The organism is Dryocola sharpae, from assembly GCF_051307055.1.
Taxonomy (GTDB): Bacteria; Pseudomonadota; Gammaproteobacteria; order Enterobacterales; family Enterobacteriaceae; genus Dryocola.
The window spans coordinates 2569869-2594497 of the sequence record NZ_CP149994.1 but is presented as its reverse complement, the minus strand read 5'-3'; the positions used below and the strand labels follow the sequence as shown (position 1 = coordinate 2594497).

Sequence of the window (24629 nt, the reverse complement as noted above, 5' to 3'; positions counted from 1 at the left end):
ATTATTGATAGCTGGGGTAACTATGAAATTAGCAATGGTAGGACGTCAGGCGCTGATGGGCGTGCTGGCGGTGGCGCTGGTTGCGGGTGCAAGCGTAAAGACGTTTGCGGCAGAAAATTTGCTCAATAAAGTTAAAGAGCGCGGCACGCTGCTGGTAGGCCTCGAAGGGACTTATCCTCCGTTCAGCTTCCAGGGCGACGACGGCAAGCTAACCGGTTTTGAAGTGGAGTTTGCCGAGCAGCTCGCCCAGCATCTTGGGGTGAAGGCAGCGCTGAAACCGACCAAATGGGACGGCATGCTGGCTTCGCTGGACTCTAAACGTATTGACGTGGTGATTAATCAGGTCACCATCTCCGATGAGCGTAAGAAAAAATATGATTTCTCAACGCCATATACCATTTCCGGTATTCAGGCGCTGGTGAAAAAAGGCAACGAAGGCAGCATTAAAAGCGCGGCGGACCTGAAGGGTAAAAAGGTTGGCGTGGGACTGGGCACCAACTACGAACAGTGGCTGCGTGAAAACGTGCAGGGCGTAGACATCCGTACTTACGATGATGACCCGACGAAATATCAGGATCTGCGCGTTGGCCGTATCGACGCCATTCTGGTTGACCGTCTCGCCGCTCTCGATCTGGTGAAGAAAACCAAAGATACCCTGGCCGTCGCGGGCGATGCGTTCTCGCGTCAGGAAGCGGGCGTGGCGATTCGTAAAGGCAATGAGGATTTGCTGGAAGCGGTGAACAAAGCCATTGCCGGGATGCAAAAAGATGGTTCGCTGGCAAAACTGTCCGAAAAATGGTTTGGCGCCGACGTCACCAAATAATTCCCGTTTACCTCTGAAAGGTGCTGAAAACAGCACCTTTTTTATTTGCATTTGCAGGCAATGGCCCTCGCTGGTACATAATGAAGGGATGGGGAATTTTCGTTCCGCCTTAATGGAGTAGCTCATGTCACTGCATAACCTGACACGTTTTCCGCGTCTGGAGCTTATCGGCGGTCCCACGCCGCTTGAGTACCTGTCGCGTTTTTCTGATTACCTCGGTCGCGAAATCTACATCAAACGTGACGACGCCACGCCTGTGGCGATGGGCGGCAACAAGCTGCGCAAGCTGGAGTTTCTGGCCGCCGACGCGTTGCGCGAAGGGGCCGATACGCTGGTGACCGCCGGCGCGATTCAGTCGAACCATGTTCGTCAGACGGCGGCCGTTGCGGCAAAGCTTGGCCTTAAATGCGTCGCCCTGCTTGAAAACCCTATAGCAACCCATGCTGACAACTACCTTACTAACGGCAACCGTCTGCTGCTCGATCTCTTTGATGCTGAAATTGAAATGTGCGATGCGCTGCACGCGCCCGACCAGCAGCTTGAGGAGATCGCCACGCGGCTCGAAGCGCAGGGGTTCCGTCCTTATGTGATCCCGGTTGGCGGTTCTAACGCCCTTGGCGCGCTCGGCTACGTGGAAAGCGCGCTGGAAATCGCCCAGCAGTGCGAAGGGGCGGTGAGCGTTTCATCCATTGTTGTGGCTTCCGGTAGCGCAGGCACGCACGCGGGGTTGGCCGTCGGGCTTGAGCAGGTGATGCCGGATGTCGATCTTATCGGCGTAACGGTTTCCCGGACCGTCACCCAACAGCTGCCGAAGGTGGAAGCTTTGCAAAAGGCCGTGGCGCATTCGTTAGCTTTAACCGCCTCCGCGCCCATCCACCTTTGGGACGACTATTTTGCGCCGGGTTACGGCACGCCTAACGAAGAAGGGCTTGAGGCCATCAAACTGCTGGCGCGGCTGGAGGGTATTTTGCTCGATCCGGTTTACACCGGCAAAGCGATGGCCGGGTTAATTGACGGCGTGGCGCAAAAACGCTTTAAGGATGAAGGGCCGATAATTTTTGTGCATACCGGTGGGGCGCCTGCGCTGTTCGCTTACCATCCGCATGTATAACTCATAATAAGAAAATCAGACAGGGTGTGATTTAAGTATGCAAGAGAGCCTTCAACTGGTGCTGGATTCGGCGCCGTACCTGCTCAGGGGCGCCGTTTTCACGCTGCAGCTCAGTATCGGCGGTATGTTCTTCGGGTTACTCCTCGGTTTTTTACTGGCGCTGATGCGCCTGTCGCCGTTTTTACCTTTTTCTCTGCTGTCACGTTTTTACGTGTCGATCTTTCGCGGCACGCCGCTGATAGCGCAGCTCTTTATGATTTATTACGGTCTGCCGCAGTTTGGCATCGAGCTGGATCCTATCCCGGCGGCAATGATTGGGCTGTCGCTTAACACCGCGGCCTATGCGTCTGAAACGCTGCGGGCGGCCATCTCTTCTATTGAGAAAGGGCAGTGGGAAGCTGCGGCCAGTATAGGTATGACGCCGTGGCAAACGCTGCGTCGCGCCATCCTGCCGCAGGCCGCGCGCGTGGCGTTACCTCCGCTCAGCAACAGTTTTATCAGCCTGGTAAAAGATACGTCGCTTGCGGCGACCATTCAGGTGCCGGAACTGTTCCGTCAGGCGCAGTTGATCACCTCACGCACCCTTGAAGTGTTCACCATGTATCTTGCTGCTTCGTTGATTTACTGGGTAATGGCAACGGTGCTTTCCGCCCTGCAAAACTACTTCGAAAATCAGCTTAACCGCCAGGACAGGGAGCCAAAATGAGCGCTATCGACGTAAAACAGCTGGTGAAAAAATTCCACGGCCAGGCGGTGCTGCACGGTATCGATCTGGAAGTGAAAACCGGTGAAGTAGTGGCGATCATCGGGCCAAGCGGCTCGGGTAAAACCACGCTGCTGCGCTGCATCAATTTGCTGGAGCAGCCTGAGTCCGGCACTATTCAGGTTGGCAATATCACTATCGATGCCGCCGTTTCCATGAGCAAACAGAAAAACCGGGTGCGCGAGCTGCGCCAGCACGTGGGCTTTGTTTTCCAGAGCTTTAATCTCTTCCCGCACCGCACGGTGCTGGAAAATATTATTGAAGGACCGGTCATCGTAAAAGGCGAGCCAAAGGCAGAGGCGACGGCGCTTGCGCGCGAGCTGCTGGCGAAAGTCGGACTGACCGGCAAGGAAACCAGCTATCCGCGACGGCTCTCCGGCGGGCAACAGCAGCGTGTGGCTATTGCCCGCGCGCTGGCGATGCGCCCTGAAGTTATTCTGTTTGATGAGCCGACCTCGGCGCTGGATCCTGAGCTGGTGGGCGAAGTGCTAAGCACTATCCGCCAGCTGGCCGAGGAAAAGCGCACCATGGTTATCGTGACCCATGAAATGAGCTTTGCGCGCGACGTTGCGGACAGGGCGATCTTTATGGATCAGGGGCGCATTGTGGAGCAGGGCCCGGCACGCGATCTGTTTGCCAACCCTCAGCAGCCGCGTACTAAGCAGTTCCTGGAGAAATTCCTTACGCGGTAATGAAAATCCCTCTCCCGGCGGGAGAGGGAAAAGTAAGTTTATTCCCGACCGGCGGCCTTATTTTTAAAGAAACGCGCTGCCTGGTCGATAACTCATACAAATGTGTTTTTTTAACGCCCCGGCGTTACATGTTTATGCCGTAAGTACCCATTGTTTCAGGAGAAACATTAGATCTAATGCCGGATTGCAACTTTTTTAGCTGGCGACGGGAAACGCTTGATGCTTTCCAGTCTATTACCGAAGCCTGCGAAGTAACCACCACGGTTCACCGATACACTCAGTCGTTAGAATTTGATTATTTTGCGTTCTGTGTTCGCCAGCCTGTACCTTTTACCCGCCCAAAAACATCGGTGTTTTCATCCTACCCGCAGGCCTGGCTTGCGCATTATCAGGCCGAGAATTATTTTGCTATCGACCCGGTGCTAAAACCGGTGAATTTCATGCGCGGCTTTCTGCCCTGGAGCGACGAACTGTTTGCCGATACGCCAGAGCTTTGGGACTCCGCAAAGGATCACGGCTTGCGGCGGGGCATTACGCAATGCGTCCTGTCACCTTCCAGAGCGGCGGGGCTGCTTTCGGTGTCGCGTTCATCATTGAAAGGGAAATTATTGCCTGATGATGAGCTTAATGCTCGTCTGCAATACCTTGCCGAACTCAGCCTGATGACGCTTACACGCCTGGCCGATCCCAGCGTTGACGGGATGACGATGAAGCTCAGCAAACGCGAGCTGGAAATTTTACAGTGGACGGGGGAGGGGAAAACCTCGGCGGAGATCGCCATGATTCTATCGATATCCGAAAATACCGTTAATTTTCATCAGAAAAATATGCAGAAAAAGTTTAACGCGCCGAATAAAACGCAAATCGCCTGTTATGCGGCGGCGCTCGGGATCATCTGAGCGACTTCCCGTTCTGCGTGCCAGACGACAAAACGGCGGATGAGAGTATCTTCATTCCGCCGTCACTCACCGACTACTGGCGATAAGCTTGTTTAATCTGCTTAACGGTATTACCAAATACTTCAGCGTGCGCCGTGTCATCCATCTGAGCGATTTGCTTTTCCATTTTAATAATAACCTTACCTGCGTCAGCCTGGCCCATCGCTTTGAGCATCTGGGTTAACATGGCTTTCAGGCAGGTGACTTCAATAGCCAGTTCGCTATTGTTGTCAGCGGTGGAAAAATCAGGAGTGCTCATTTATTTTCCTCAAGTCTCGGTTAGTACACCGTCATTCGGCGCAACGGTTTTGTAAGGCGGCGGAGTATAACACACAGGTCGATCATTTTATTAGTGGTTAAGATCGCGCTGAGATTTTATCCTCGCTTGCGCGCGCTTTTTTACCGCCCGGCGGTAAGGCAATAATAAACGGAATTCTGCTCGCGGCCGTAAAAATGTTTATGTTTCGTTTATTAAACGTTAATGAATAGTATGTTTAAGCCCAATGGTCGTGATTTTATGCCTTTGATATAGTGGGATTTTCAATCTGCTATGCATTTTTGCTTCTCTGACTAAACAGGTTTTCACCCCGGCGTTCTTTTGGCCGTACGCTGTAAAACTAAATTTCCGAAAACTGCGAGTAATCCCGCTTTCCCCATTCTTTGCATTTTAAAGTTCCTGGAAAACCCGTTAATATAAGCACCTAAGCTTTTAGCAGCGTTATCCCTTTTCTGGAGAGTTATCCTTTGATCAACGTTCTTCTTGTTGATGACCACGAACTGGTGCGCGCAGGGATACGACGCATTCTTGAAGATATCAAAGGGATCAAGATATCAGGTGAAGCAAATTGCGGTGAGGATGCCGTGAAATGGTGCCGCGCGCACCCGGTCGATGTGGTTTTAATGGACATGAATATGCCCGGCATCGGCGGCCTTGAGGCCACGCGCAAAATTGTACGTTACTCTTCAGATATCAAAGTTATTATGCTGACCATTCATACGGAAAATCCGCTGCCGGCGAAAGTGATGCAGGCGGGCGCCGCCGGCTATCTGAGTAAAGGCGCGGCTCCAGCAGATGTGGTCAACGCTATTCGATTAGTGAATTCCGGCCAGCGCTATATCGCTTCAGATATTGCCCAGCAGATGGCGCTAAGCCAGATAGAACCGGAAAAAACGGAAACCCCGTTCGCCAGTTTGTCCGAGCGCGAATTACAGATTATGCTGATGATCACCAAAGGTCAGAAGGTCAATGAGATCTCTGAGCAGCTTAATCTGAGCCCGAAAACGGTTAACAGCTACCGTTACCGCATGTTCAGTAAACTTAATATCAGTGGCGATGTGGAGCTGACGCATCTGGCCATTCGCCACGGTTTATTCAGCGCGGAGACGTTAATCAGTAGTGAGTGAGACATTCGATTCGCAAGCCTTCCTTAAGACCGTCACCAGCAAACCCGGCGTCTATCGTATGTACGACGCCAGCAGTACGGTTATTTATGTCGGTAAAGCCAAAGATCTAAAAAAACGCCTGGCGAGCTACTTCAGAAGCAATCTGTCGAGCCGAAAAACCGAGGCGCTGGTGGCGCTGATTCATCATATTGATGTCACCGTCACCCATACCGAAACGGAAGCGCTGCTGCTTGAACACAACTATATCAAGCTGTACCAGCCGCGCTATAACGTGCTGCTGCGCGACGATAAGTCCTACCCGTTTATCTTTCTCAGCGGCGATACGCATCCGCGTCTTGCCCTGCATCGCGGCGCCAAACATGCGAAAGGCGAATACTTCGGCCCGTTTCCTAACGGTTATGCCGTAAGAGAAACGCTTGCGCTGCTGCAAAAGGTTTTCCCCATCCGCCAGTGTGAGAATAACGTCTATCGCAACCGCTCCCGTCCATGCCTGCAGTACCAGATTGGGCGCTGCCTCGGTCCCTGCGTGGCGGGGTTAGTGAGCGAAGACGACTACGCTCAGCAGGTGGAGTACGTTCGCCTTTTCCTCTCCGGCAAAGATGACCAGGTGCTGACGCAGCTTATCGGACGTATGGAGCAGGCGAGCAAAGACCTTGAATTTGAAGCCGCGGCGCGTATCCGGGATCAGATCCAGGCGGTGCGACGTATTACAGAGAAGCAGTTCGTCTCCAATATGGGCGATGACCTGGACGTTATCGGCGTGGCGTTCGACAACGGCATGGCCTGCGTGCACGTGCTGTTTATCCGCCAGGGCAAAGTCCTTGGCAGCCGCAGCTATTTCCCGAAGGTGCCGGGCGGCACCGAGCTTGCGGAAGTGGTCGAGACCTTTGTCGGCCAGTTCTATCTGCAGGGCAGCCAGATGCGAACCCTGCCGGGAGAAATCCTGCTCGATTTCACGCTGCCGGACAAAACGCTGCTGGCTGACTCGCTCTCAGAGATGGCCGGGCGACGTATTAACGTCCAGACCAGACCTCGCGGCGATCGCGCTCGCTACCTGAAGCTGGCGCGCACCAATGCCGCCACGGCGCTGGTCACGCGGCTTTCTCAGCAATCCACTATCCATCAGCGTCTGCTGGCGCTGGCGCAGACGCTCAACCTGCCGGAAATTAAGCGGATGGAGTGTTTCGACATCAGCCATACGATGGGCGAGCAAACGGTGGCCTCCTGCGTGGTGTTTGATGCCAACGGCCCGCTGCGTGCGGAATACCGTCGCTACAATATTTCCGGCATCACGCCGGGCGATGATTATGCCGCCATGAACCAGGTGCTGCGCCGTCGCTATGGCAAGGCCATTGAAGAGAGTAAAATCCCGGACGTTATTTTGATAGACGGCGGGAAAGGGCAGCTGAGCCAGGCTAAAACGGTGTTTGCCGAACTCGACGTGACCTGGGATAAGCATCATCCGCTGCTGCTGGGCGTGGCCAAAGGCACAGACCGCAAGGCTGGCCTTGAGACGCTCTTCTTTGAGCCGGAAGGGGAAGGTTTCTCTTTACCACCGGATTCGCCCGCGCTGCATGTTATTCAGCATATCCGCGACGATTCGCACAATCACGCTATCAGCGGGCACCGGAAAAAACGAGCCAAAGTAAAAAATACCAGCTCGCTGGAAACCATCGAGGGCATCGGGCCAAAACGCCGCCAGATGTTGTTAAAGTATATGGGTGGATTGCAACCGTTAATGAACGCATCCGTTGAAGAAATCGCAAAAGTGCCGGGTATCTCGCAGCAGCTGGCAGAAAAGATCTACTACTCGTTGAAACATTGAGGCCGCTGTAGCAACATAGGGACAATTCCCACTTACGACAGACAGTTATCCGGCACTATGCAATTTAATATCCCAACGTTGCTTACTCTGTTTCGTGTCTTTCTCATTCCGTTCTTTGTGCTGGCTTTTTATCTGCCGTTCAGCTGGGCGCCTTTCCTGTGCGCTTTTATCTTCTGGCTGGCAGCCATAACAGACTGGTTTGACGGATTTCTCGCGCGCCGCTGGAATCAAAGCACCCGCTTCGGGGCGTTCCTCGATCCCGTAGCGGATAAGGTGATGGTTGTCGTGGCCCTTGTGCTGGTGGTCGAACACTATCACGCCTGGTGGGTTACGCTTCCGGCAGCGACCATGATCGCCCGTGAGATTATTATCTCTGCGCTGCGCGAGTGGATGGCGGAAATCGGCAAGCGCAGCAGCGTTGCGGTGTCGTGGATTGGTAAAACCAAGACCATGGCGCAGATGCTGGCTCTGATTGGCATGCTGTGGCGCCCGAATATGTGGATTGAGTACGCCGGCATCGGTCTTTTCTTCATCGCCGCGGTATTAACCTTCTGGTCTATGTTCCAGTATCTGGCCGCCGCACGCGGCGATTTGCTCGAACCGTGATCTAAGCGGCGCAAAATTCAGCAAACGAAACGCGGGACAGGAAAATTTCATTGACTCACTGCGGCATCTAAGTAGAATGCAACGCATCGAACGGCGGCATGGCTTGCCGGAAGATAATAAAATCAAGTGATTAGCAGCCAGGTTCACTTGTAAAAATTTGCGGGAATAGCTCAGTTGGTAGAGCACGACCTTGCCAAGGTCGGGGTCGCGAGTTCGAGTCTCGTTTCCCGCTCCAGATTTATGTGGCAGAGAAGCTCTGTTACAGCCTGCAAAGGCAAAAAGTTTTGGCGCGTTAGCAAAGCGGTTATGTAGCGGATTGCAAATCCGTCTAGTCCGGTTCGACTCCGGAACGCGCCTCCACTTTCTTCCCGAGCCCGGGTGGTGAAATCGGTAGACACAAGGGATTTAAAATCCCTCGGCTGTATGGCTGTGCGGGTTCAAGTCCCGCCCCGGGCACCATGGGAACACAAGAATAAAATCAATGATAAGCAGTGTCGTGTAAACCACCTTCGGGTGGTTTTTTATTGCCTGCAATCTCCCTTTCCCGCTATCTTGCCTGATATGTTCTTATACTCACCGACAGGCGCGTGAAAAACCCAGTCATTACAGGAGCCCGGATGATGAACCAGGGACCATTAACAGAAGAAGAGATTGAATGGCTTGATGACGTGCTGCTGAAGCACGCTACCGAGCGCTCCATTATGGACGTTGCTGAAATGGACGGCATGCTGACCGCCATTCTCTCCGGGCCGAAAGAGGTGGGGCCGGAGGCGACGTTTGCCGCATTCTGGGGTGGCGAAGGGGACCAGCCGCTCTGGGAATCAGAAGAGGAATTGAAAAAGTTCGTTGCGCTCACCTTCAAGCATGTCAACGATATTGCGGAGCGCCTGAGCGGCTATCCGGAACAATATGAGCCGCTTTTCGGCACCAGCATTGTTGAAGAGCAGGAGTTCACCATCGTGGAAGAGTGGTGCTTTGGCTATATGCGCGGCGTTATGCTGTGGGACGTTGAGCCGCTGCCTGAAGAGCTGCGCGCCATGCTCAAGCCGATTGCTCTGCACGGGCTGGAAGAGAAGTTTGATGAGCTTGATAGCCTGTCGCATGAAGTGTTTATCGACAGCATTGAGGAGATCAAACCTGCCGCACTGAGCGTATTTGCTTACTGGCAGAACAGGCAGCACTCCAGCCTGCATTAAAACTAAAACGGGCCGAAGCGCAACAGCGCTTCGGCCCGTATCAGGCTTAACGCTTCACATCAGGCCTGGGTATCAAGGGTGGAGAGTTCTTTATCCACAAAGTAGAGACCTTCGCCGCTTTTACCGACCAGGCTAAGTTTATCCAGCACGGATTTAAACAGCTTCTCTTCTTCATGCTGCTCGGCAACGTACCACTGCAGGAAATTAAAGGTCGGATAATCCTGAGAAGTCATCGCCGCGTGTGCCAGCTCATTAATCTTGCCGGTAATTAACTGCTCGTGTTCATAGGTCGCCTGAAATAAAGCGTCCAGCGATTCATATTCGCTAAAAGGCGTCGGGATTGCGTTAATGCGCGGCATATTTCCGGTATCGGTCAAATAGGCGAACAGGCGCTGCATATGCTCCATCTCTTCCTGAGCGTGGCGGCGCAGGAACGCCGCGGCGCCTTCAAAGCTATGGTAGCTGCACCATGCGCTCATCTGCTGATAAAGCAACGAGGAGTAGAGTTCAAGGTTCATCTGTTCGTTAAGTTTTTCAACCATTTCTGTTTTCAGCATAGCGCACTCCATTTAATTGCAATCCGACAGTGGCGCTACTCTATTTTTTTAATTTCCACAATGCAAATGAATTGTTAATTAAATTACCGTAATGCGAATGGTTGCTAATATTATTCTTTTTTATCACCACCGCTAAATAGCATTAATAATAATTATTTCCCTTTCTGAAATATAGTTTCCGGGCAGGGGCGCCGCGACTTTGATAAATCTCCGCAGCCTCCCCGTTATTATTCAGTGTCCTTTCGCAACGGGTTACTGCACTATTAGCTCATCCCGAAGATATTTTTCCATACCCACCCCGCGACACTGATATTCAAGCGTTACTTTCTGATTCAGGCACAAAGCGCCGCTGCTCAGGCTACAGGTTTTTATCGGCTCGCCATAAGGGAAGGCGGCGATATATCCCCACTGTTGGCACTGATGGCTGGCGGTGGACTGCGCGATGAAGGTATCCACCTTTCCTTTTTGCAGCGGAGCGAGATCGAATCCAAGGCGCACTACGCTCGCGACCTCGCTGCTTTTGACCGGCTCCGGGGTTTTATTGAAGGTACAGCCGCTCAATAAAAGGAGGACGATGAATAAAGAAGAACGATGCATGACAGGAAGCCTCGGCTGGCACTTTTTTACAGGATAGCACGTCTGAAAGCGCCGCAATCGCTGGCGCTATAAAGCGAAAAGAGTTTGGTTAAAATCAGACTAAAATGCATCTCTAAGCCAAATTTATTGCTTAACAGCAGGGCCTTTCCCGGGCGCTTAAGCGGGAGATCCCGCAGGTTTTGCGCAACCTCTGGCCAGCCTGCAACGCCATCCACACTTCTCGCCGTCGGGCGGCAGAAATGTGAGCCCTTCTTGAATTTTTAAAACAATTTTTCATTAAATTTGAAAGTATGTTTGTCAGATAGTATGGTTAGTACATACATGCGATTCACCATGGCTATTCATCACGGCTTTTCCCCGAAAATGCCCGTGACCCAATCAGGAGACGAAAGAATGAAAATTGCGCTGATGATGGAAAACAGTCAGGCTGGCAAAAACGCCATCATCCTTAAAGAGCTGCAGGCGGTTGCGGCTGAGAAAGAGTATCCGGTTTATAACGTCGGCATGAGCGATGAGCAGGATCATCACCTGACCTACATCCACCTGGGCATCATGGCCAGCATCCTGCTGAACGCTAAAGCGGTTGATTTTGTGGTGACCGGTTGCGGAACGGGCCAGGGCGCGCTGATGTCGCTGAATATCCACCCGGGCGTGATGTGCGGCTACTGCATCGACCCGGCGGATGCTTTCCTGTTCGCGCAGATTAACAACGGTAACGCGCTGGCGCTGCCGTTCGCAAAAGGCTTCGGCTGGGGCGCGGAGCTGAACGTTCGTTATATCTTCGAAAAGGCTTTCACCGGGCGTAAAGGTGAAGGTTATCCGGTTGAGCGTAAAGAGCCGCAGGTTCGTAACGCCGGCATCCTCAGCCAGGTTAAAGCGGCCGTGGTGAAAGAAAATTATCTCGACACGCTGCGAGCTATTGACCCTGAGCTGGTAAAAACGGCCGTTTCCGGCGAGCGCTTCCAGCAGTGCTTCTTCGAGAACTGCCAGAATAAAGAGATTGAAGCGTTCGTACGCGAAATCCTTGCTTAATAACGCCATAATGGCCGGCTGCTGCTGGCCATTTTTTTAGCGCTAATCCCTTCTTTACATCATTTCTTATTGGAAACTGAGCTGCCCGCGTTGCGCGGCAGGCGCAGCAAATCCAGCAGCCCAACCAGGCAAATAAGCGTAATCAACGCAAACGAGATTTTGATGCTGATGCCGGGCAGGGCGCTCAGGCCCAGCCACCCGCTGATTTTCTCCCCCAGCCTGATCCCGATGGCGCCAAGCGTGATGCCCAACCCCACGGAAAGCTGGGTCGCGGTGCTGAACAGCGTATTGGCGTAGCTCATCTGCCGTGCGGGAATATCCGCAAAGGCCAGCGTGCTGATGCCGGTGAACTGCATCGAACGAAACAGTCCGCCAAGGAACAGAATAACGATAGTCAACCACGTCGCGGTGTGCGGCGTAAGGAAAGCGCAGGCGAGCAGGGCGGCCACGTTCAGCAGGCCGTTAATGATGAGGAGCTTTTTAAAACCAAGGGCGCGGATAAGCGGCGTGGTGCCGGGCTTCATCGTCAGGTTGCCCGCGAAGACCGCCAGCACCAGCAGGCCCGAATGAAACGCATCCATGCCAAACCCAACCTGAAACAGCAGCGGCAGTAAAAACGGCACGGCGCTGATTGAGGTACGAAACAGCGAGCCGCCGTACATCGTGACGCCGAAAGTCTGCACGTTGAGGGCATCCAGACGAATCATCGGGTGGGCCGCACGTTTAAAATGTCGAAGTGAAAACCACAGCGCTGCCGTGCCTGTCGCCAGTAAGGCTACCGTGGCGACGATATTGATACGGACTCCGCCCAGCATTTCCAGCCCGTACACCAGAGAGATCATGGCGATGGCGGTGCTGACGAAACCAACGCCGTCAAACGGACGGCGCTCGTCATCGTGTACGTCGGGTATCAGCCGCCAGGCCAGCGCCATTGCGGCAAGGCCGAGAGGAAGATTGATATAAAAAATCCAGCGCCACGACGCATAGCTGGTGATAAATCCGCCCAGCGGCGGTCCGATAATGGGGGCGACCAGGGCAGGCCAGGTTAATGTCGCTATGGCGGCGATCAGCTGATTTTTCGGCGTCGTTCTTAATACCGCAAGGCGGCCTACCGGCACCATTAACGCGCCGCCCACGCCCTGTAAAATACGCATCGCGACAAACTGTTCAAGGCTGTTGGCGAGGCCGCACAGCACGGAGGCGCTGGTGAAGATACCCAGCGCCAGGGTAAAAACTTTACGCGCGCCAAAGCGATCGGCGATCCAGCCGCTGGCGGGAATAAGTACCGCAAGGGTAAGCAGGTAGGCGCTCATGCCCGTATTCAGGTCCACGGCGTCCACGCCGAAGGTGCGCGCCATCTCCGGCAGAGCGGTGGCTATCACCGTCCCGTCAAGAAACTCCATAAAAAAGGCGCCAGCGACCAGCAGCGCGGTTAAGGATACGCCGCGTTTTTGTGCGGAAGGCAGGTTATCAGACATGGTTGCCGCTCGAAATTAAAATAATGTTTTAAAAATTCACCGAAACAGATAATCAGGTAAGTGCTGGATTTGCAAATAGTTTTATATGTACAGCCGGTGAAAACCACATTTATTTTTTGTGAGAGACATCACAAAGATGTTGATTTATGTGATGGGAGTCATATTATAGGGCGCATAACGAGCAACACCTGTATAAATAAAAACCGGAGTACATAATGAAACTGCGCAAAATTCTGAAAAGCATGTTCGAAAACTACTGCAAAACTTTCAAAGACGTACCGCCGGGCGCGATGTTCTGAGAAAGCTTGACGATAAAAAAAACCTGCCGAGGCAGGTTTTTTTGTGTCCGCAATTCAGGCTTATGGATGGGTAACAGCTTCGCGTACCGCGACTTCGTCGTCCCGGGATTTGAACAGCCTGCTGTTGCCCCAGCACTCTTCATAACGGTGACCGACAAGGTTCTCAATCACCGCCCGCGCTTCTGGCTGGATCTCTTCGAGCTTGCCGCCTGCTTTGATACGCGCAACTTCTTCAAGCACCACCATATGGGCTTTGCGGTCCAGCTTCATTTGCGTGCTGAATACTATCGCCGCCAGCCCCAGAACCGCTACGCCCACGCAGAAGACAACCGCAATCGCGTTGACCGCGCTTTCCGGCTGCACGTGCGCCTTTGACTGGAAGCCGTAGTAGCTGAGAACAGAACCCATGGTGAAGACGATAACCGAGCGCAGGATTTTGCCTGAGAAAGTCATCGCCCCCGCATAAATTCCCTCGCGCCGACGGCCGGTAAAGACTTCATCCACATCCGCAAGGAAGGTGTAAACCGTCCAGGGAATGTAGTAAACGCCGCCGGTTCCCAGGCCAAAAAGAATGGTGATGCCGAACATCAGGATCGTGGCGATATGGACCGGCAGGTGGAAGAAGTACAGCGAGGTATAACAAACTACCGAGAAAATAACGATGCTCAGCGCCATGATGTACGGCTTGCTGAACCCTTTTTTCACGCAGATAGCGATGAACGCCGCGGTCGAAATTAACTGCAGGATCGAGTTCAGGCTGTTAAGCCCCGCCACCATCGCCGGATCGTGCTGCAGCACAAATATGACGAAGTAGGTGAAGACAGAAGCGAACAGCCATTCGGCGCCGAAGCCGCACAGATACATACCTAAGTGTTTGCGGAATACGCGCAAATAAAAGGTTGAACGCATATCGGCAGCCAGACCAGTCAAGGTTCTGGCCAGCGACGTCTTCGCTTTTTGCACCCTCTCTTCTGGACGGAGATGTTCCCAGGAAGAGAAATAGAGGCAGGCAATTGCGGCGCATAAAATAACGCCATAGGTGAGCCCCGTCAGGAAGAATGGTTGAGCGGAATCTTTACCATAAAGCAGAATAAACTGTCCCGGAATAAAGGCGGCGAGGAAGTTGGCAAGCTTGCCGAAAATCGCTTTATAGCCGGTCAGTCTGGAGCGCAGCGTGAAATCGCTGGTCATTTCAGTCGCCAGCGTTTCATATGGCACCATTACCGAGGTATAGATAAGCTCGAAAACGACGTAGGTGCAAAGGTAATACCAGAAACCGAAGCCTTCCACCCATAACAGCGGGTAGAACATCATCAGCGGAATGCCGATCAATAAAAAGAAGCGGCGGCGGCCAAAGCGCTGCCCGAGCCTCGTGCTGCCGAAGTTATCGGTTAAATATCCCATTAGCGGATTGCTGATAGCGTCAATGATGCTGGCAACGGAAAAAATAAACGATGCTTCAAGCAGCGTCAGGCCGCAGAAGGTGGTGTAAAAATAGAGCAACCACGCGCCGCTGATAGCCAGCGCACCGCTGCCCAGCAGGTTACCGCCACCGTAAGCCAGCTGGTGACGTAACAGCACCGGGCGTTGCTCGCCGGGCAGGCCGCTTTCCTTTTTCATTATTTTGAACCCGTGTTTTATATTTTTTAGAAGATAGGTTCTTATAAAGTGATGCGCGGCGAATAATTGTGATGGCGGTCACCGAATTTGTAACCTGGCGTAAAGGCATCTCTTTAATGCGATCGGGATTACGCTTTATTATGCCCGAGCTTAAATAAATAAACGGCCTTCTGCACTTTTGGGAATAAGATTTTGCGAGGTGGAACGAATATCAGGGCAGAAGAGGATCTCCTCTCGCCGGAGTGAAGAGAGACAGGCCGGCAGGCGTGCAGAATGGATTGTTGCCTCGTGCTTCATGGCGCATGTACTATGGCGCGCAATATGAAACAGGAGAGAAAGATGTCTGAACAATTATCCGCCGACCAGGAGCTGGTCTCCGATGTGGTCGCCTGCCAGCTGGTGATTAAACAAATTCTGGACGTGATTGACGTTATCGCCCCGGTTGAAGTGCGCGACAAAATGGCAGGCCAGCTTAAGACGATTGATTTCGCAACCCATCCTGCCGCGGCGGATCCGGTGACCCGCCGTGCTATCCAGAAGGCAATTGCGCTTATTGAACTGAAATTCACGCCGCAAAAAGAGGCGCATTAAGTCAGGAGCGCCAGGGCGGATAAGCATGGACGCCATCCGCCATAAAAGAACGTCATTACCGGTAAGTAACCCGTCACGCAGGCGCCGTTTACATCTTCAGCTCTGGTAAAATAAAGCTGTCGTTGATAATGAAACTGCCGATGCGCTTTACGCCGCTTATCTCCTGTTGGAGAATGGCGCGCTCCTTATCCGCTCGCTGAACCTTAATCTACTAATTAAAACAATAAGTTAGTAAACATCTTTCACCATACCACTCAGGTCGATTTCTGGGGCCGCTAATAAAATGGCCCGCGGCGACAAAATATTTCCCCCGAAATATTATTTATCGGCACTCGATAGCTAAAATATTTAATTTGCCGAATAACGCATAGAACCGCGCCTTTAAAAGCGCGATTGCTTTAAAAAGCAACAGATCAAAAAAGCATCATGCTTATTGTTGCAGAAGAAATCTCATATAATCACTATATTTAACTTATTGATATTGATCAGGTTTTTATAAACTACCAATGTAAATAATTAATGTTATTTTTTAACTATCCGATGGTAATGGTAAATAAGTTCATTATTATCCTGGAAGATATACGCTATGTTTACCTCGCTCCGCACCAGAATTTTAGTTGCCACCACGTTAATTGTAGTCGGTGCATTATTCGTCAATACCTTAATTAATTATTCGATTAGTCGTTCAGCAAACACCCGGGCTATTAACAGCTCGCTCACTTCGCTGGCAGCAAGCCATACCGCAACGGTGAATCAGTGGATTGATACCCACGTCGCCCTGATCGGCTCTCTTACCCCGCATGTGACCCATGCCGATCCTGTCCCTCTGTTAACGCAAATTGCCGACGCCGGTAGTTTTATGAACGTCGATATTGGCTATCCGGATAAGCGGACTCTCTCTTCCGACCCTTCCGGGATCCCGCAGGGATACGATCCTACCTCGCGCCCGTGGTATATCCAGGCCATGAAGGCCAAAAAACCGGTAGTGACGAATCCGTATCTTGATGCCACGACGCACAAAATGATTGTCACCTTCGCAGCGCCGCGTATAGATAATGGCCAGCTGCTGGGCGTAGTGGAAGGGGATATCAATATGGATGCGGTGATCGCCAACGTGCGCGCCATTCACCCCACAGAAGGCAGTTTTGGCATGCTGATGGATGCGGACGGCACTATCATCGCCCATCCCGATGAGGCGTTGACCCTTAAACCCATCACCAGTATTGCCCCGGGCTTTAGCCTGGCGCATCTGCTGCAGTCGAAGACTCCTGTTCAGGTTGATATTCTGGGGCGCCCGGCTTTTATGGTTGCGGCACCGGTAAAGGATACCTCCTGGTTTATCCTTGTCGTCATGGATGAAGCAGAAGCCATGGCGGCTACGCGCTCGCTGCTGCTGACCTCAGTCGCCTCGCTCTTTGTATTGATTGCCCTTACTGCCCTCATTATCACGCAGATAACCAAGCGCAGCGTTGCCCCTCTGGTTCGCGTGCGTGAAGCGATGGACTCCATCGCCCGGGGAACAGAAGATTTAACCCAGCGCCTGGAGGTGCATGGCAAGGATGAGGTGGCGCAGATTGCCAGCGCGTTTAACCGCTTTGTGGATAAGCTTGCTGTGGTGATGAAATCGATTCGCAGCAGCAGCGAATCGGTACATGTAGCGGCAGAGGAGATTACCGCCGGCAATCTCGATCTCTCATCCCGCACGGAATCCGCCGCCGCCAGCCTGCAGCAGACCTCCGCCGCGCTTGAAGAGATTTCCTCTACCGTGGCGCTCTTTGCCAGCGCCTCTCTCGAGGCGAATACGGCCGTGCTGTCAGCGGCTCAGGTTGCCCACCGCGGCGGGGAGTCGGTACGCGATGTGATACAAACCATGGGCACCATCGAAGCGGCGTCGGAAAAAGTTGGCAATATTATCGGCGTGATTGACGGTATCGCGTTCCAGACCAATATACTGGCGCTTAACGCCTCGGTTGAAGCGGCGCGCGCGGGTGAGCAGGGCAGAGGTTTCGCCGTCGTCGCAAACGAGGTGCGCAACCTGGCAAGCCGCAGCGCGGAGGCGGCTAAAGAGATCAGAATGTTGATTAATACGACGGTGGCCAGCGTGTCGTCGGGGGCGAAACAGGTGCATCACACCGGCGACACGATGCAGGAAATCGTCGACAGCGTTACGTCGGTAACCTCTATCATGGCGGAAATTAACCAGGCGGCAGATGAGCAAATGAAAGGGATTAACGAAATAAACGCGGCGGTGGCTCAGCTGGACACAATGGTGCAGCAGAATGCCGCGCTGGTGGAGGAATCGACCACCGCTTCGGCAGCCCTTACCGATCAGGCAAATGAACTTACCGTTGCGGTAAACCAGTTCCGTCTTTAACCCTCTGCCGTGGCGGAAAAGTAAAGCCCGGCGTAAGCCGGGTTAACGCATCAATCAGGCGGGCCAGCTATTAACGGGGGAATCGCTGGCGGCTCGCCTTGCGGTACTGCAACGGCGTCTGGCTCATCATCTTTTTAAAACAGGTAATAAAGTACGTCACTTCACTGAATCCTACCGCCAGGGCAATCTCATCGATGCTGTTGGCCGTCGTGCGCAATAGATCGCAACTGCGTTTTATCCTTCTCGTGAGCAAATATTCGTGAATGCTGCCGCCTGTCTGCTGGTGGAACACTCTTGAGGTATAGCTGCGCGAAAGCCCCATCGCATCGGCCAGCTCGTTTAGCGAAAACTTGCCGGAATAATTTGCTTCGACCCACCCCATAATGCGCGAGGCGGCCGTCTGCGCCTTTGGCATAAGAGGCTGCGGCTGAGCGGGCAGGAAAGCCATAATCTGCATCACCAGGAACGCCACTTCGCAGGCGGAAGTCTGGCTGTCGGCGTCAAGCGCCTCGAACTGGGCGAGGATCGTTTCCATAAAGTCCGCCCGCTCGCTTAAATCATAAATCTGCGCGGGAAGGTTGCTCGCCGCCAGCGCGGCAAACTGAGCCTGCTGGCGCGGAAAGTCTTTTAGCGCACCTTCCACAACGGATTGTTCGATATGCATAGTGGTGCGGTGGTAATGATTTTTCTCGCTGTCATCAACCTGCACCTTATGCAGGCGAAACGGCGGAAAGATAAACAGGCGGCCGGGGCGGGCGGTGTAATGCTGATTATCCACCACCACGATGCCGTACCCTTTCGAGATATAAAGCAGCTCAACGCACTGGTGCCAGTGATAATAAGCCGCGCTCGACGATCGCATGCGATGGAAGGAGATAACCCGGCTGTCGAGAGTGATTCGCTCAAGCAATTGGGATTCGCTCATTTTTCCTCAGGGCAACAGATTTAAATTTTTACGCCACGGTTTGCAATTTATTACCGCCGCGTAACAAAAAATCCAGCAAAAATGAAATAGTGGTTTAATTCTGTGAGCCTGCTCACTCGGCGCACGCTTTAAACAGGACTACTCTTTGTCCCGACCGCAGCTGTATCGCTGTAGAAAAGCCAAATAACAATAACTTACCTGATTCTCGTTATTGACGGGAGGACATCTTGCAACCTGAAAACATTACGCTTACCAACCCCCTGCAGTCCCGAAATGATATTCGACAGCTGGTTAATGAATTACTTAATGCCGTAACGCCATTTTTTAAAAAGGATGCCAGCCGGGTGGATCTCGCCAACTTTACGGCGCATTACGGCCACTGGGTGGCGAATATGGAAACCTTTTCGCGCCTGCTGTGGGGCGTCACGCCCTTACTCGCGGGCGGAAGTGAACCGGAAGCGTTTTCCTTCTATATTCAGGCCATCAAAAACGGCACCAATCCTCGGCATGCGGATTACTGGGGTGACGTTGTTCCCTACGATCAGCGCATCGTGGAAATGGCCGCCTATGGTCTGCTGCTGGCGCTGGCCCCCGAGACGCTGCTGGCGCATTTCAGCGAGCAGGAAAAAACGCATCTCTGGCGCTGGCTGAAACAGAGCGAAGAGCAGGACATACCGGACAACAACTGGCACTTCTTCCCGATTCTGGTGCAGGTTGGTTTCGGGCAGGCAGGAATGGAAACCAATCCGCAGGCGCTGGAAAAGCATTTCGCCGCCATGGAACAGTATTACCTTGGCGAAGGCTGGTACTCCGACGGGCCGGGTCGGCCGCGCGATTACTATATCTCCATGGGCTTTCACTTCTACGGATTGATTTACGCGAAGCTGATGGCGGAAATCGATCCGCAGCGTAGCGCTGAGCTACGTCGCCGCGCAACGCTGTTCGCCGCCGATTTTATCCACTTTTTCGCGCCTGACGGGGCCGCGGTGCCGTTTGGCCGCAGCCTGACTTACCGCTTTGCGCAGGCCGCATTCTGGAGCGCCGCTGCTTTTGCCGGCCTGGAGGTTTATTCCCCAGGCGTTATTAAAGGGATCGTGCTGCGGCATTTACGCTGGTGGATGAAGCAGCCGCTGTTCGACAGGGACGGCGTACTGAGCGTCGGGTTCAGCTATCCGAACCTCATTATGGCGGAGGATTACAACGCGCCGGGCTCCCCTTACTGGGGCTTGAAAACCATGCTGGTGCTGGCCCTCGGCGAGGACGATGCCTTCTGGCAGGCGCAGGAGTTGCCGCTGCCTGAGCTGGCTGCCTGGCACAGCATCCCGCTGGCCGATCAGATCCTTGTCCACCAGGCCGATCATCTGTGGATGCTCACCTCCGGCCAGCTTGAGCTGAATAACTTCGTCAATACCGAAGCCAAATACTGCAAATTTGCCTATTCAACCCGCTACGGATTTACCGTCGAGCGCGGCCGTTACGGACTGGCGCATGCCGCGGCGGATTCCATGCTGCTGCTCTCCGGGAAGGATAACTACTGGCGCGGACGGCGGGACTGCATCTCAGTCAGGACGGCGGACGACATGATTTACAGCCGCTGGCAGCCCTGGCATGACGTGACTATCGATACCTGGCTGCTGCCGCTCGGCGACTGGCAGCTGCGCGTGCATCACATCAGTTCAGGGCGCGATCTTGATACGGCGGAGGGCGGCTTTAGCGTACCGAACCGCCCTCAACCCCTGGCTGAAAGCGGGCAGGGCTGCTGCCAGCTCACCACCGCAACGGATGCCAGCGCTATTTTCTGCCTCAGTGCCGATCCCCGTCGCGGCGAACAGCTTTTAACGCCGCCAAACAGCAACCTTTTGTTTGCCGAACGTGCAGCCGTGCCGCTGCTGCGCGGCGAGCTGACGGCAGGAAAAAGCCTGCTGATAAGCGCAGTCTGGGCGGGAAATGCGACAGACTTCAGCGCACGGTTTTGCCCGCGGGCCATCATCCGCGATGACGTTGTACGCCTCGTGACGGCTCACCATGAAAAACGTCTGACCCTGACCGCTTTGCCGGAGATATCCCTATGACCACTACCACGCCTGTGCGCCGCGCGCAGTTTAAAATGAGCAGTTTTATCTTTCTCTATTTCTTTACCTGGTCCTCAAGCTTCGGGCTTTACGCCCTGTGGCTTAGCCAGAAGGTTGGTCTCGACAGCGTCACCATCGGCAGCGTTTTTGCCATCAACGGCGTCTTCGCCGTTATCTTAAAGCCGGTTTATGGCTACATCATGGACAAGATCGGCATGAGCAAGTGGCTGCTCTATTTTGTCTGCGTCGTGTCGGCCCTGATGGCGCCCTTCTTCGTTACCGTCTATCAACCGCTGCTGCTGAGCCACACTACGGCAGGGATAATCATCGGGGCGTTTTATCTCAGCCTTGGCTGGTACGCAGGCGTTGCCGCTTCCGAATCCTACGCCGACCGTTTCAGCCGCCTGTACGGGCTGGAGTTCGGCCGCATTCGCATGTGGGGATCGCTCGGCTGGGCGATGGCCGCCTCGGTTTCCGGCCTGCTGTTTAATTTCACGCCGCTGGCTAACTTCCTCGTCAGCAGTACGACCTCCGTACTGATGCTGCTGGTGCTCATCAGCCTGAAAATTGGCGATGAGCAGCTGCGTAATAACAACGTCATTTCAGCGAACAAAATCGTCTTTGCCGACGTGCTGACGCTGCTGAAAAACCGCAAGTTCTGGATGTTCAGCCTGTATGTCGCGGGCGTGGCGTGGATGATGTTCGTCGCCGAGCAGCAGTTCCCGCGCTACTTCGTTTCGTTTTTTGACACCAAAGAGCAGGGCAACGCCTGGTATGGCTACCTGAGCACCGTGCAGTCGGGCACCGAGTTCGTGATGATGATGTTTGTCCCGCTGTTGGTTAACCACTACGGCGCGAAACGCGGGCTGCTGCTGTGCGGATGCGTGGTGGGCGCACGCCTGATTGCCTCAGGGCTTACGACCGATCCGGCGATCATCTCCATCATCAAGCCGCTTTACGGCATCGAAATTTCGCTGCTGCTGATCTCGGTCTTCAAATATATCGCCGAGCATTTCCATAAGAAAATCAACGCCACTATGTATCTGCTGGGCTATCAGGCGATGATCTACGTCGGCTCGGTGGTGGTTGCGCCGCCGGCAGGCTACCTCTACGACAAAATCGGCTTTGAGCATACCTACCTGATAATGGGCTGTTGCGCGCTGCTGTTTACCTTAATTTCCGCTTTCACTCTCTCCCGCTGCCGGTCGAAGCGCGATGAATCCCAAAACTTTTCCCCGGCTCTGAACGCCGCCCCGGTTGAGCCGGCCAAACGCTAATTCAGGAGTTGTTATGACCAAGATTGTCACTACCGAAGCCCTGCGCCCCATTGAACTCTACCAGGTCGACAGGCTACAGCTTCGCCGCAGGCTTGATGAGGCGCTGGCTCGCGTCACGCGCAGGCTCGATAAAAACATCGTCGCCTTTGGCGATAAGTTCCCCGGCGAAGCCTGTGAAAACGGTATCTGGCCGCGCACTGAAAACGTGGAGTGGACAACCAGCTTCTGGCCGGGCCAGCTGTGGCTCGCCTGGGAGATGACGGGCGATGAAAAATACCGCGCGGCGGCCGAACGCTATCTGCCGTCGTTTGCCGAGCGCATCGAAAAACGCATTGATACCGCGACGCACGATCTCGGTTTCCTGTACTCGCTCTCCTGCGTGAGCGCATGGCGGCTGACAGGAAACGAAGCCGCGCGGAAATCGGCGCTGCTGGCGGCAGAAACCCTGATGGAACGCTTCAATCCCGTGGCGAAAATTATCCAGGCCTGGGGCGATTTGAACGATCCGGAACAGCAGGGAAGGATGATCATCGACTGTAATATGAATCTGCCGCTGCTGTACTGGGCAAGCGAGCAAACGGGCGACCAGCGCTATGCGCAGGCGGCTACCGCGCATGCGGAACAGGCGGTGAAGTACATCGTTCGCGAGGACGCTTCGACCTATCACACCTTTTATATGGATGTGAAAACCGGCGAGCCGCGCTTCGGCAATACGCATCAGGGCTACAGCGACACCTCCTGCTGGTCGCGCGGGCAGGCCTGGGGGATCTACGGCTTCCTGCTCAGCTATCTGCATACCGGCGATAAAAATATGGTTGAGCTGTCGCGCAGCCTCGCGCATTACTTTATTAACCGCCTGCCGGAAGATGACGTCTGCCACTGGGATCTGGCGCTGCTGGGGACCGATGCGGTACGCGACAGCTCGGCGGCGGCCATTGCGGCCTGCGGCCTGCTGGAGCTGGTGAAGATTCTGCCGACGCTGGATGAACATCGCGCCCACTATGAAGAGATGGCGCTGCGCATCGTGTTATCGCTCAGCGAAAACTATCTGGCAGGCGACGACGAGCCAACCGAAGGGTTGCTCAAACACTCGGTTTACCACATGGCGAGCGGCAAAGGAGTCGATCAGTGCTGTAGCTGGGGCGACTATTTCTACCTCGAAGCGCTGGCGCGTTTACGCCAGGTCTGGTATCCCTATTGGTAATTATTTGTGCAAAGGAGAGCGGTCATGTCAAACGTTGCTGTATTACTGGCGCCCGGTTTTGAAGAAGCGGAAGCCATTGTCACCATTGATATTTTGCGTCGGCTGAAGATTAACGTTCAGACGATTTCCTGCGTGGATACGCGCGCGGTAGTGAGCTATCACGCTATCCCGATGGTGGCCGATGCCACTCTGAGCGAGAGCTTCGACACCACTTTCGACGCCGTTATATTGCCCGGTGGCCCTGAGGGCAGCGTGTTTCTTGCCCAGAGCGCCAGCGTCGTCGGGTTTGTTCGTCGCCACGACGAACTGGGGAAATTGATCTGCCCGATCTGCTCCGCCGCAGCGCGGGTGCTGGGCGGCAACGGGCTGTTAAAAGGCCGCCGCTATGTTTGCTCCGGCGATTTGTGGCGGCAGGTGACGGACGGTGAGTATGTCGATGCCGACGTGGTTGAGGATGGTAACCTGATTAGCGGAAGAGGGCTGGGGAAGGTCTTTGATTTTGCCCTGACCGTTGCGGCCCGCCTTGAAGGGAATGAGGCCCCGGCCCGGGAGCAAGCGGAGCATATTTATTATCCCTGGTGATGAATAGCCCGTTCGGTGCGGTCGTTTCTATACTTACTCATTTACCGAGGAGAAAGAAATGGCGACTGAACTGGAAACCCTGGCCCTGAACCAGGCGAGCGGCGGCGTGCCAAACAGCGCGTTGCCGCTCGTGCTTTATCATCACGTCTCCCGCAAAGAAAATCTTGCCGAAGCTTTTGAACATCTTTTTGCCCGCAACGGCTGGCCGCCGCGCTGGCGCTATCCCGTCTTTACCTACACCCACTTTCATTCCAATACTCACGAGGTGCTGGGCGTTTTCGCCGGCAGCGCGAAGATTCAGTTCGGCGGCGAAACCGGGCCGGTCGTCGATATCTCTCGCGGCGATGCGGTGCTGATCCCCGCAGGCGTCGGGCACAAGCAAATCGAGGCTTCGCAGGATTTTATGTGCGTGGGAGCTTATCCCGACGGGTTCTCGCCGGATAAGTATCTTGACCAGCCGGGGCAGCTTGCCGACGTGAAGGAAAATATCGCCAAAGTTCCGGCCCCTGGCAAGGACCCGGTCACGGGAACTCACGAAGGAATAAATACGCTGTGGTAGCCGCAGCCAGGCCGCAGGGACGCGCTGGCTGACCTTATGGACAATTCTGCTTAATCGCAATGAATTCATCATACATATCCGCCCCCCTTTATGGCTTAATTTGC

General features: G+C 54.0%; 24 protein-coding genes and 3 tRNA genes. 21 read left to right on the top strand and 6 right to left on the bottom strand.

Annotated features, from left to right (window positions below):
- Positions 1 to 22 precede the first annotated feature (22 nt).
- From tcyJ to sdiA, 5 genes are all read left to right on the top strand, one after another.
- The gene (gene tcyJ, locus WLO31_RS12435) at positions 23 to 823 is read left to right on the top strand and encodes a cystine ABC transporter substrate-binding protein (RefSeq protein WP_435926910.1); all 801 of its coding nucleotides are present in this window, start codon (positions 23 to 25) and stop codon (positions 821 to 823) included.
- A gap of 124 nt (positions 824 to 947) precedes the next feature.
- Positions 948 to 1934, top strand: coding sequence for a D-cysteine desulfhydrase (dcyD, locus tag WLO31_RS12430; RefSeq protein ID WP_435926909.1), 987 nt, complete (start codon positions 948 to 950; stop codon positions 1932 to 1934).
- A 37-nt stretch (positions 1935 to 1971) separates the two neighbouring features.
- On the top strand, positions 1972 to 2640 hold the full coding sequence (tcyL, locus tag WLO31_RS12425) for a cystine ABC transporter permease (protein ID WP_435926908.1): 669 nt from the start codon (positions 1972 to 1974) through the stop codon (positions 2638 to 2640).
- Positions 2637 to 3389 carry an L-cystine ABC transporter ATP-binding protein TcyN gene (tcyN, locus tag WLO31_RS12420; RefSeq protein ID WP_435926906.1) on the top strand — a complete coding sequence of 251 codons (753 nt, stop codon included), beginning with the start codon at positions 2637 to 2639 and terminating at the stop codon, positions 3387 to 3389. Before tcyL ends, tcyN begins: the two co-directional genes overlap by 4 nt.
- A 176-nt stretch (positions 3390 to 3565) precedes the next feature.
- The gene (gene sdiA / locus WLO31_RS12415; RefSeq protein WP_435926905.1) at positions 3566 to 4288 is read left to right on the top strand and encodes a transcriptional regulator SdiA; all 723 of its coding nucleotides are present in this window, start codon (positions 3566 to 3568) and stop codon (positions 4286 to 4288) included.
- 73 nt (positions 4289 to 4361) lie between these two features.
- Here the strand turns inward: sdiA and WLO31_RS12410 are convergent, their stop codons facing one another.
- Positions 4362 to 4586 (bottom strand): DUF2594 family protein, encoded by a 225-nt coding sequence (locus WLO31_RS12410; RefSeq protein WP_435926904.1) that lies wholly within the window; start codon positions 4584 to 4586, stop codon positions 4362 to 4364.
- A gap of 485 nt (positions 4587 to 5071) precedes the next feature.
- Between WLO31_RS12410 and uvrY the strand changes: the two genes are divergently transcribed.
- The 7 genes from uvrY (at position 5072) to WLO31_RS12375 (ending at position 9358) form a co-directional block, all read left to right on the top strand.
- On the top strand, positions 5072 to 5731 hold the full coding sequence (uvrY, locus tag WLO31_RS12405) for a UvrY/SirA/GacA family response regulator transcription factor (RefSeq protein ID WP_435926903.1): 660 nt from the start codon (positions 5072 to 5074) through the stop codon (positions 5729 to 5731).
- Positions 5724 to 7556, top strand: coding sequence for an excinuclease ABC subunit UvrC (gene uvrC, locus WLO31_RS12400; protein WP_435926902.1), 1833 nt, complete (start codon positions 5724 to 5726; stop codon positions 7554 to 7556). The genes uvrY and uvrC overlap by 8 nt, the downstream gene beginning before the upstream one ends.
- A 57-nt stretch (positions 7557 to 7613) precedes the next feature.
- Positions 7614 to 8162 carry a CDP-diacylglycerol--glycerol-3-phosphate 3-phosphatidyltransferase gene (gene pgsA, locus WLO31_RS12395; protein ID WP_435926901.1) on the top strand — a complete coding sequence of 183 codons (549 nt, stop codon included), beginning with the start codon at positions 7614 to 7616 and terminating at the stop codon, positions 8160 to 8162.
- A gap of 159 nt (positions 8163 to 8321) precedes the next feature.
- A tRNA-Gly gene (locus WLO31_RS12390) sits at positions 8322 to 8397 on the top strand.
- Between the two features lie 51 nt (positions 8398 to 8448).
- Positions 8449 to 8522 (top strand) — tRNA-Cys (locus WLO31_RS12385).
- 12 nt (positions 8523 to 8534) lie between these two features.
- Positions 8535 to 8621, top strand: a tRNA-Leu gene (locus WLO31_RS12380).
- 158 nt (positions 8622 to 8779) lie between these two features.
- Complete coding sequence (locus WLO31_RS12375; RefSeq protein WP_435926900.1) at positions 8780 to 9358, top strand: UPF0149 family protein; 579 nt, start codon at positions 8780 to 8782, stop codon at positions 9356 to 9358.
- Positions 9359 to 9417: 59 nt separating this feature from the next.
- Here the strand turns inward: WLO31_RS12375 and ftnA are convergent, their stop codons facing one another.
- The gene (gene ftnA / locus WLO31_RS12370; protein ID WP_435926899.1) at positions 9418 to 9915 is read right to left on the bottom strand and encodes a non-heme ferritin; all 498 of its coding nucleotides are present in this window, start codon (positions 9913 to 9915) and stop codon (positions 9418 to 9420) included.
- Positions 9916 to 10167: 252 nt separating this feature from the next.
- On the bottom strand, positions 10168 to 10512 hold the full coding sequence (yecR, locus tag WLO31_RS12365) for a YecR family lipoprotein (protein ID WP_435926898.1): 345 nt from the start codon (positions 10510 to 10512) through the stop codon (positions 10168 to 10170).
- A gap of 393 nt (positions 10513 to 10905) precedes the next feature.
- Between yecR and WLO31_RS12360 the strand changes: the two genes are divergently transcribed.
- On the top strand, positions 10906 to 11544 hold the full coding sequence (locus WLO31_RS12360; protein ID WP_435926897.1) for an RpiB/LacA/LacB family sugar-phosphate isomerase: 639 nt from the start codon (positions 10906 to 10908) through the stop codon (positions 11542 to 11544).
- Positions 11545 to 11603: 59 nt separating this feature from the next.
- Here WLO31_RS12360 and WLO31_RS12355 read toward each other — a convergent pair whose 3' ends face one another.
- A complete protein-coding gene (locus WLO31_RS12355) occupies positions 11604 to 13022 on the bottom strand; it encodes an MFS transporter (RefSeq protein WP_435926896.1) in 1419 nt (472 codons plus the stop codon).
- 215 nt (positions 13023 to 13237) lie between these two features.
- Between WLO31_RS12355 and azuC the strand changes: the two genes are divergently transcribed.
- The gene (gene azuC, locus WLO31_RS12350; RefSeq protein ID WP_014229869.1) at positions 13238 to 13321 is read left to right on the top strand and encodes a stress response protein AzuC; all 84 of its coding nucleotides are present in this window, start codon (positions 13238 to 13240) and stop codon (positions 13319 to 13321) included.
- A gap of 60 nt (positions 13322 to 13381) precedes the next feature.
- On the opposite strand, the gene WLO31_RS12345 is transcribed toward azuC, so the two are convergent.
- Positions 13382 to 14899 (bottom strand): MFS transporter, encoded by a 1518-nt coding sequence (locus WLO31_RS12345; protein WP_435930599.1) that lies wholly within the window; start codon positions 14897 to 14899, stop codon positions 13382 to 13384.
- Between the two features lie 381 nt (positions 14900 to 15280).
- Here WLO31_RS12345 and WLO31_RS12340 point away from each other — a divergent pair, with 381 nt between their 5' ends.
- Both WLO31_RS12340 and WLO31_RS12335 read left to right on the top strand, forming a co-directional pair.
- Complete coding sequence (locus WLO31_RS12340) at positions 15281 to 15532, top strand: DUF2766 family protein (protein WP_435926895.1); 252 nt, start codon at positions 15281 to 15283, stop codon at positions 15530 to 15532.
- A 586-nt stretch (positions 15533 to 16118) separates the two neighbouring features.
- Positions 16119 to 17906 carry a methyl-accepting chemotaxis protein gene (locus WLO31_RS12335; RefSeq protein ID WP_435926894.1) on the top strand — a complete coding sequence of 596 codons (1788 nt, stop codon included), beginning with the start codon at positions 16119 to 16121 and terminating at the stop codon, positions 17904 to 17906.
- A gap of 70 nt (positions 17907 to 17976) precedes the next feature.
- On the opposite strand, the gene WLO31_RS12330 is transcribed toward WLO31_RS12335, so the two are convergent.
- The gene (locus WLO31_RS12330; protein WP_435926893.1) at positions 17977 to 18831 is read right to left on the bottom strand and encodes a helix-turn-helix domain-containing protein; all 855 of its coding nucleotides are present in this window, start codon (positions 18829 to 18831) and stop codon (positions 17977 to 17979) included.
- Between the two features lie 227 nt (positions 18832 to 19058).
- Here WLO31_RS12330 and WLO31_RS12325 point away from each other — a divergent pair, with 227 nt between their 5' ends.
- The 5 genes from WLO31_RS12325 to WLO31_RS12305 are packed head-to-tail and all read left to right on the top strand — an operon-like array spanning position 19059 to position 24525.
- Positions 19059 to 20903, top strand: a complete 1845-nt coding sequence (locus WLO31_RS12325) for a DUF2264 domain-containing protein (protein ID WP_435926892.1) — start codon at positions 19059 to 19061, stop codon at positions 20901 to 20903.
- On the top strand, positions 20900 to 22180 hold the full coding sequence (locus tag WLO31_RS12320) for an oligosaccharide MFS transporter (RefSeq protein WP_435926891.1): 1281 nt from the start codon (positions 20900 to 20902) through the stop codon (positions 22178 to 22180). Before WLO31_RS12325 ends, WLO31_RS12320 begins: the two co-directional genes overlap by 4 nt.
- A gap of 13 nt (positions 22181 to 22193) precedes the next feature.
- On the top strand, positions 22194 to 23384 hold the full coding sequence (locus tag WLO31_RS12315) for a glycoside hydrolase family 88 protein (RefSeq protein ID WP_435926890.1): 1191 nt from the start codon (positions 22194 to 22196) through the stop codon (positions 23382 to 23384).
- Between the two features lie 24 nt (positions 23385 to 23408).
- Positions 23409 to 23966, top strand: coding sequence for a DJ-1/PfpI family protein (locus WLO31_RS12310; RefSeq protein ID WP_435926889.1), 558 nt, complete (start codon positions 23409 to 23411; stop codon positions 23964 to 23966).
- 58 nt (positions 23967 to 24024) lie between these two features.
- Entirely contained in the window at positions 24025 to 24525 is a 501-nt protein-coding gene (locus tag WLO31_RS12305; RefSeq protein WP_435926888.1) for a cupin, read from the top strand.
- Positions 24526 to 24629: the final 104 nt, after the last annotated feature.

Coding starts and splice junctions, on each gene's coding strand:
- tcyJ (WP_435926910.1), top strand. CDS start 23: ATGAAATTAGCAATGGTAGGACGTCAGGCGCTGATGGGCGTGCTGGCG.
- dcyD (WP_435926909.1), top strand. CDS start 948: ATGTCACTGCATAACCTGACACGTTTTCCGCGTCTGGAGCTTATCGGC.
- tcyL (WP_435926908.1), top strand. CDS start 1,972: ATGCAAGAGAGCCTTCAACTGGTGCTGGATTCGGCGCCGTACCTGCTC.
- tcyN (WP_435926906.1), top strand. CDS start 2,637: ATGAGCGCTATCGACGTAAAACAGCTGGTGAAAAAATTCCACGGCCAG.
- sdiA (WP_435926905.1), top strand. CDS start 3,566: ATGCCGGATTGCAACTTTTTTAGCTGGCGACGGGAAACGCTTGATGCT.
- WLO31_RS12410 (WP_435926904.1), bottom strand. CDS start 4,586: ATGAGCACTCCTGATTTTTCCACCGCTGACAACAATAGCGAACTGGCT.
- pgsA (WP_435926901.1), top strand. CDS start 7,614: ATGCAATTTAATATCCCAACGTTGCTTACTCTGTTTCGTGTCTTTCTC.
- WLO31_RS12375 (WP_435926900.1), top strand. CDS start 8,780: ATGATGAACCAGGGACCATTAACAGAAGAAGAGATTGAATGGCTTGAT.
- ftnA (WP_435926899.1), bottom strand. CDS start 9,915: ATGCTGAAAACAGAAATGGTTGAAAAACTTAACGAACAGATGAACCTT.
- yecR (WP_435926898.1), bottom strand. CDS start 10,512: ATGCATCGTTCTTCTTTATTCATCGTCCTCCTTTTATTGAGCGGCTGT.
- WLO31_RS12360 (WP_435926897.1), top strand. CDS start 10,906: ATGAAAATTGCGCTGATGATGGAAAACAGTCAGGCTGGCAAAAACGCC.
- WLO31_RS12355 (WP_435926896.1), bottom strand. CDS start 13,022: ATGTCTGATAACCTGCCTTCCGCACAAAAACGCGGCGTATCCTTAACC.
- azuC (WP_014229869.1), top strand. CDS start 13,238: ATGAAACTGCGCAAAATTCTGAAAAGCATGTTCGAAAACTACTGCAAA.
- WLO31_RS12340 (WP_435926895.1), top strand. CDS start 15,281: ATGTCTGAACAATTATCCGCCGACCAGGAGCTGGTCTCCGATGTGGTC.
- WLO31_RS12335 (WP_435926894.1), top strand. CDS start 16,119: ATGTTTACCTCGCTCCGCACCAGAATTTTAGTTGCCACCACGTTAATT.
- WLO31_RS12330 (WP_435926893.1), bottom strand. CDS start 18,831: ATGAGCGAATCCCAATTGCTTGAGCGAATCACTCTCGACAGCCGGGTT.
- WLO31_RS12320 (WP_435926891.1), top strand. CDS start 20,900: ATGACCACTACCACGCCTGTGCGCCGCGCGCAGTTTAAAATGAGCAGT.
- WLO31_RS12315 (WP_435926890.1), top strand. CDS start 22,194: ATGACCAAGATTGTCACTACCGAAGCCCTGCGCCCCATTGAACTCTAC.
- WLO31_RS12310 (WP_435926889.1), top strand. CDS start 23,409: ATGTCAAACGTTGCTGTATTACTGGCGCCCGGTTTTGAAGAAGCGGAA.
- WLO31_RS12305 (WP_435926888.1), top strand. CDS start 24,025: ATGGCGACTGAACTGGAAACCCTGGCCCTGAACCAGGCGAGCGGCGGC.